At 38.2% G+C, this 6,211-nt stretch carries 5 protein-coding genes; 4 read left to right on the top strand and 1 reads right to left on the bottom strand.

Going from position 1 to position 6,211, the window contains the following annotated elements; all coding sequences use genetic code 11:
* From ACGHIN_RS16130 to cls, 3 genes are all read left to right on the top strand, one after another.
* On the top strand, positions 1–301 hold a 301-nt coding region (locus ACGHIN_RS16130; protein WP_390455857.1), incomplete at its 5' end, for a helix-turn-helix domain-containing protein.
* An 85-nt stretch (positions 302–386) separates the two neighbouring features.
* Positions 387–1,151, top strand: a complete 765-nt coding sequence (locus tag ACGHIN_RS16135; RefSeq protein WP_390455860.1) for an SDR family NAD(P)-dependent oxidoreductase — start codon at positions 387–389, stop codon at positions 1,149–1,151.
* 86 nt (positions 1,152–1,237) lie between these two features.
* Positions 1,238–2,704, top strand: a complete 1,467-nt coding sequence (gene cls, locus ACGHIN_RS16140) for a cardiolipin synthase (RefSeq protein WP_390455863.1) — start codon at positions 1,238–1,240, stop codon at positions 2,702–2,704.
* Here the strand turns inward: cls and ACGHIN_RS16145 are convergent, their stop codons facing one another.
* Complete coding sequence (locus tag ACGHIN_RS16145; RefSeq protein WP_390455866.1) at positions 2,705–3,853, bottom strand: methionine aminotransferase; 1,149 nt, start codon at positions 3,851–3,853, stop codon at positions 2,705–2,707. It abuts the gene before it with no gap.
* 371 nt (positions 3,854–4,224) lie between these two features.
* Between ACGHIN_RS16145 and ACGHIN_RS16150 the strand changes: the two genes are divergently transcribed.
* A complete protein-coding gene (locus ACGHIN_RS16150) occupies positions 4,225–6,105 on the top strand; it encodes a DNA topoisomerase IV subunit B (protein WP_390455869.1) in 1,881 nt (626 codons plus the stop codon).
* The last annotated feature ends 106 nt before the right edge of the window (positions 6,106–6,211 follow it).

Consider the following 6,211-nt stretch of genomic DNA (forward strand, 5'->3'; position numbering starts at 1 on the left):
GGAAAGGCAGTTTCCTATCGAATCTTTTGAGCAAAGACTGCAACTGAGAACAGCAAAAGATTATGCAGACAGATTGGCTGTACATGTGAATTATCTCAATAAGAAATTGAAAGAAAGTACGGGTAAAACAACTACAGAATTTATCGCGGATCGTATTGTTCAGGAGGCTAAAATATTATTGAGACAGACAAAATGGAATGTCTCAGAAATATCTTATGCATTGGGATTCGAAGAAATTGCCCATTTTTCCAACTTCTTTAAGCGGAAAACTTCTTTTGCGCCGTTGGAATTCCGCTCCTGATTTGAATTTTGCAAATTTCAGATTGATTGAAGCAAACCGCCCTTTGGGAAAATCCTCAACTTTGTATCATTAAATCATAGAAACAATGAACACACAAACAAAAATTGCGTTAGTAACCGGTGGAAGCCGCGGATTAGGAAAAAATTCAGCATTAAAAATTGCTGAGAAAGGTCTGGATGTGATCATCACTTATAAAAACAGTCAAGAAGAAGCTGAGGCTGTAGTCAAAGAAATACAATCAATGGAAAGAAAAGCAATCGCTTTTCAACTGGACACAACAGATACCAAAAGTTTTGATGCATTTGTACAGAATGTAACGAATCATTTAAAGGAAAATACGGGAAGTCCCAATATAGATTTCCTGATTAACAATGCCGGAACCGCATTGTATTCCCCAATTATGGAAACCACGGAAGAAAAGATGGATGAAATGTTTAGTATCCACTTTAAAGGGGTGTTTTTCTTAAGCCAGAAATTATTGCCATTTATGAATGAGGGTGGAGGAATCATCAATATTTCTTCAGGATTGGCGAGATTCGCATTACCCGGATCTTCCGTGTATGGTTCTATGAAAGCGGCAGTAGAAATGCTCACAAAATATATGGCGAAAGAATTGGGGCCAAGAAAAATTAAAGCTAATGTAGTGGCACCGGGTGCTATAGAAACGGATTTCGGAGGGGGAAGGACAAGAGATGACAAGCAAGTGAATGCTACCATTGCCAGTGCGACAGCATTAGGCAGAGTGGGACTTCCGGATGATATTGGCGGAGTAGTGGCCTTCTTATGTACGGAAGATGCACGATGGATCAATGCTCAAAGGATCGAGGCTTCCGGAGGAATGTTCTTATAAAAAAATAAAAACAGCAGCTATGTCTGCTGTTTTTTTTATCTTTAATAGATGATACTGATGAATATTTTCCAGTATCATCCCTATCTATGATTAAAGAATTTTTGAATGAATATCCTTACCTGTTATTGGGTGCAGAGATTCTGTATTTTATCAGCATCTTTCTGCTGGCTGCAAAAATTATCATGGATACTAAAACGACAAGTAAAACACTTGCCTATCTGCTGCTTGTCACTTTCCTTCCTTTTGTGGGAATCATTATTTATTTCGTTTTCGGGGTCAATTACAGGAAAAACAGATTCTATACGTTTACTATTAAACGAAATGAGAAGATTTATAGTCTGGCGCAGAAGTATGTTGAGGAAACCCACTATAAAACGTTGCATGACAGGGAAGATGAGGTGAAGAATTTTATCAATACAATCAATTTTTTGTATAATGCCACTCATTCGCCTTTGTCCCAGGAAAATCATGTGGAAATATTGCTGAACGGAGAAGAAAAGTTTCCGAAAGTTTTTGAAATCATAAAAGGAGCCCAACATCATATTCATCTCGAATATTACATTTATGAAAACGATGACATTGGAAACAGACTTGCCGATCTGCTGATAGAAAAAGCAGGTGAAGGCGTTATAATAAGGTTTCTATATGATGATTTCGGGAGTGGGAAAATCGGCAAAAAGCTTCTGAAGAGATTGAGAGCTTCCGGTATTGAGGTATTTCCGGTCAATAAAATTAAGTTCAGGATTTTTGCCAACAGGGTTAATTACAGGGATCACAGGAAAATCATTATTGTAGACGGAAATGAAGTTTTTACCGGCGGCATCAACGTGTCGGATAAATATATTAACCGTGAAAACCAGCTGTACTGGAGAGATGTTCATTTGTATATGAAAGGAAACGGTGCCTTTTATTTCCAGTTTTTATTTTTGAGCAACTGGGTTTTTGCCGTAAAAGATATTCCTGAACTTTCAAAGGAGTATTTCAGGTATGATGAGAATAATACGGGGAAAACAGTTGTTCAGGTTGCAGCGAGCGGACCGAATACGAAACCTTCTATTATGCTCAGTACGAATTCAGCCATTCTTTCTGCCAAAGAAAAAGTATATATAGTTACCCCTTATTTTATTCCCGTAGAAACAATACTGAATGCCATCAAACAGGTAGCTCTCGCAGGAGTTGATGTAAGACTGATGGTTCCTAAAACGGGAGATTCTGTAGTGGTAAATGCTGCTGCCTATTCTTATTATGAAGAACTTTTGGAGAATAAGGTGCGTATTTTCTTTTATGAAAAAGGATTTATCCATTCCAAAATGATGATCATCGATGATAGCTTTTCATGTATAGGAACGGCCAATATGGACGCAAGAAGTCAGGAACTGAACTTTGAGGTCAATACTTTTATTTTCGATAAATCTACGAATCTCAGGCTCAAAGAGGTTTTTCTTGATGATATGAAAGATTGTACCGAAATAACGCTTGAAGAATGGAAAAAAAGACCAAAAGGGAAAGTGTTTTTTGAGCATATGGCCAGATTACTTTCCCCGTTGATATAATTAAATTTTTGAGAGATATTCCAATGCCTGTTCCAGGGTTTCCTGTTTTTTGGCAAAACACAAACGTATTACACGCTCGTTGAGTTTGCTTTTATAAAATGACGAAAAAGGAACGGTGGCAACCTTATGATGGATGGTGAGCTCCCGGGCAAAATCAAAATCATTTTTATCAGAGATCTGATCATATTTTACGCCCTGAAAATAGGTTCCTTCACAATCCAGCAGTTCAAAGGATGTACCGGAAAGTCCTTTACGAAGGAAATCCCTTTTTTTCTGGAAGAAATCACTCAACTGATTGTAATGTTCTTCATTTTTCATATACTCTGCCAAAGCGAGCTGAATAGGAGTGTTCACACAGAAAACATTGAACTGATGCACTTTTCTGAATTCATCGGTTAAATTTTTCGGCGCTGCACAATAGCCCACTTTCCATCCGGTTACATGAAACAATTTTCCAAAAGAAGCAACGACAAGACTTCTTTCTTTTAATTCCGGATACTTACAGATGCTTAAATGCTGTTTCCCGTCGAATACGATATTTTCATACACCTCATCACTTAAAATCAAAATAGAAGTATCTTTTACAATACGAATAAGTTCCTGAATATCTTTCTTTTTTAAAACCTTTCCTGAAGGGTTGTTGGGATTGTTAAGAATAATCATTTTGGTCTTTTCATTCACCAAACCTTTTACAGCATTCCAATCTATTTCATAATCCGAAGCTTTCATTTCAAAACGCTTAATAATTCCTCCGAAAAGCTCTACGGTAGGCTCATAGCAGTCATAAGCAGGTTCAAAGATAATGACCTCATCATCTTTTTTGATAAAGGTGGCAATGGCTGTAAAGATCGCCTGTGTACCTCCGGCAGTAATGGTGATTTCAGAATCGGGGTGATAAACTGCTCGATGACTGTTTTCAATTTTCCTGGCAATTTCTTCCTTTAAACCGATCATTCCTCCCAGCGGAGCGTATTGATTAAAACCTTTTGTAATGAAATAGGTAACATGATCCAACAGTTCGGAATCCGGCATGAAATCCGGAAATCCCTGCGATAGGTTGATGGCCTGGTTTTCATTCGCCAACTGGGTCATCTGGCTGAAAATGGTGGTTCCTACATTGGAAAGTTTAGAGAAAGGAAGCTGTATCATAATCCGGAATGTTACGGATACCGAATTTAATTCATTTTTTACAATCAGGATGCAGAAAATGGAATAAAAAAGACTGCCTTTTATAAAAGTAAAAGGTCGTTTGTTGTTACAGAAGGGTGAATTAGCAAGTGTGTACGGGAACTGTTCACTATTCTTTTTGGGTTTGTATCTGCATGGGTAAACCATATTTAAAAAGCATAGCTCTGTAGTGACCGCTACCCAAGGACTTAGATTGCCTGAAGCTTTTCTTGATATTTCAGTTTGGCAATAAGGCTGAAGAAAAAGTGATCTAAAATAAAAAAAATAAATTAAAAATAGGAGTGGGTAGTTTTTTTTCAATTTTGTATTTTTGTATGTTTGCGTAATAATATATGTCACAAGAAATACACTCTACCTATTCCGAAGATAATATCAGAACCCTCGACTGGCAGGAGCACATTCGTCTGCGCCCCGGTATGTACATCGGGAAGCTGGGAGATGGCTCATCTGCGGATGATGGGATCTATATTCTGTTGAAAGAAATTCTGGATAACTCCATTGATGAGTTCAGGATGAAAGCAGGAAAGAGAATTGAAATAAAAGTGGATGACGGAAAGGTTACGATTCGTGACTTTGGCCGTGGAATTCCTTTAGGAAAAGTAGTGGATGCTGTTTCCAAAATGAATACCGGAGGAAAATATGACAGCAAAGCCTTCAAAAAATCCGTTGGTCTGAACGGGGTAGGTACCAAAGCCGTAAATGCCTTGTCTGATTATTTCAGAGTGAGGTCTGTTCGGGATGGTAAAATGAAGACGGCTGAGTTTTCCAGAGGAATGATTACCCAGGATCATTCGGAGGCAGATACTTCCGATAGAAATGGAACCGAAATTTCTTTTATTCCGGACGCTGAGATTTTCCTGCATTTTAAATACAGGAAAGAATATATTGAAAGAATGCTGCGCAATTATGCGTACCTGAATCCCGGTCTGAAGATCATTTTCAATGGGGAAACCTATTATTCTGAGAATGGACTTAAAGATCTACTGGAAGAAGAGATGGAGAGTGAAACACTGTATCCGATCGTTCATCTGAAGGATCATGATATTGAAGTGGCTATCACTCATTCGGATAAATCACAGACGGAAACCTACTTCTCGTTCGTTAATGGACAGAATACTACACAGGGTGGAACGCATTTGAATGCATTTCGTGAAGCCTATGTAAAAACAGTAAGAGAATTCTTCAATAAGAATTTTGATGCTTCAGATATTAGGAAATCCATTATTGCTGCCATTTCCATTAATGTGGAAGAGCCGGTTTTCGAATCTCAGACCAAAACCAAGCTGGGTTCTAATGATATGGGACCGCAAGGTCCTACGGTGAGAACATTTATCATCGACTTCCTCAAGAGTAAGCTGGATAATTTTTTGCACAAAAATCCAGAGATTGCAGAAGCTATCCAAAGAAAAATATTAATTTCAGAAAGAGAAAGAAAAGAGCTTTCGGGAATTCAGAAGCTGGCAAGAGAGCGGGCTAAAAAAGTGTCTCTTCATAATAAAAAACTTCGTGACTGCAGACAGCATTATAATGACCAGAAAGCAGAAAGAAAAGCGGAAACGCAGATCTTTATCACGGAGGGAGATTCCGCATCAGGATCCATTACCAAGTCCAGGGATGTAGAAACTCAGGCTGTTTTTTCTTTGAAAGGAAAACCCCTGAACTGTTATGGATTGACCAAGAAAGTGGTCTATGAGAATGAAGAGTTCAACCTGCTACAGGCAGCCCTGAATATTGAGGAGAGTCTTGAAGATTTAAGATACAATCAGGTGATTATTGCAACCGATGCCGATGTAGACGGGATGCATATTCGCCTGCTGATGATCACATTTTTCCTTCAGTTCTTTCCGGACCTGATTAAAAACGGACATTTATATATCCTTCAGACACCTTTGTTCAGAGTAAGAAACAAAAAAGAAACAAGATACTGTTATACGGAGGTTGAACGAATAAAGGCATTGAATGAACTTGGTAAAAACCCGGAAATTACCCGATTCAAAGGTCTTGGGGAAATTTCACCAGACGAATTCAAGCACTTCATCGGAGCAGACATACGTCTGGAGCCGGTTGTTATCGGCAAGGATCAGACCATCGATCAGATCCTTGAATTTTATATGGGTAAGAACACACCGGACAGACAGGTATTTATTCTGGATAACCTGGTAGTGGAAGACCCGGACATTAACAAAAAAGAAATTTTAACAGATGCGGAATAATTAATAACAAATAAATAATAAAAAATCCAAAAAACACAAATCAAAAATTTATTACATATGAGACTAAGTAACCGAACCTAGGTACCGGTCTATAATTTCGTTAATA

This window comes from Chryseobacterium barbadense, assembly GCF_042849955.1.
GTDB lineage: Bacteria > Bacteroidota > Bacteroidia > Flavobacteriales > Weeksellaceae > Chryseobacterium.

What these genes read in the sequence shown, in the direction of transcription:
- ACGHIN_RS16135 (WP_390455860.1), top strand. Translation starts at nt 387, where the DNA reads ATGAACACACAAACAAAAATTGCGTTAGTAACCGGTGGAAGCCGCGGA.
- cls (WP_390455863.1), top strand. Translation starts at nt 1,238, where the DNA reads ATGATTAAAGAATTTTTGAATGAATATCCTTACCTGTTATTGGGTGCA.
- ACGHIN_RS16145 (WP_390455866.1), bottom strand. Translation starts at nt 3,853, where the DNA reads ATGATACAGCTTCCTTTCTCTAAACTTTCCAATGTAGGAACCACCATT.
- ACGHIN_RS16150 (WP_390455869.1), top strand. Translation starts at nt 4,225, where the DNA reads ATGTCACAAGAAATACACTCTACCTATTCCGAAGATAATATCAGAACC.